At 57.0% G+C, this 656-nt stretch carries 1 pseudogene; it reads left to right on the top strand.

What is annotated here, in order from left to right:
* Positions 1-656 (top strand): annotated as a pseudogene (gene tnpC / locus HMPREF3140_RS16845) (IS66 family transposase); the annotation flags it as partial.

Raw genomic sequence — 656 nt, 5'->3', positions numbered from 1 at the left:
TCAGATCCGCCAGCGGCATGGTTCGCCTTCTCACCGGACCGACAGGGGAAACACCCTCAGCAACATCTTCGGCACTATCATGGCGTGCTGCAGGCAGATGCCTTCGCAGGGTACGACAGGTTGTTCAGCGCAGAGCGTGAAGGTGGCCCGTTGACAGAAGCGGCATGCTGGGCTCATGCGCGGCGCAAAATCCATGACGTCTATATCAGCACCCGGACGGCCACAGCAGAGGAGGCTCTGAAGCGCATCAGTGAGTTATACGCGATAGAAGAGGAAATACGCGGCCTTCCGGCATCTCAGCGGCTGGCCGCCAGACGGTCCCGAAGTTAACCGTTGCTGATATCCCTGCATGACTGGTTGGTGGAGAAAAGTGCCACTCTGTCGAAAAAATCCCGGTTAGGCGAGGCGTTCGCTTATGCACTGAACCAGTGGGATGCCCTGTGTTACTACTGCGATGATGGTCTGGCAGAGCCGGATAATAACGCTGCTGAGCGCGCGCTACGAGCGGTCTGTCTGGGCAAGAAAAACTACATCTTCTTCGGCAGTGATCATGGTGGTGAACGTGGTGCCCTGCTGTATGGTCTGATCGGAACGTGCAGGCTGAACGGTATCGATCCAGAGGGTTACCTTCGCCATATCCTGAGCGTATTGCCGGA

Origin of the sequence: Klebsiella sp. HMSC16A12 (genome assembly GCF_001808265.1) — a bacterium.
GTDB classification, from domain to species: Bacteria; Pseudomonadota; Gammaproteobacteria; order Enterobacterales; family Enterobacteriaceae; genus Klebsiella; species Klebsiella pneumoniae.
The sequence above is the reverse complement of the archived record's forward strand: the minus strand, read 5'-3'. Positions and strand labels throughout refer to the sequence as shown.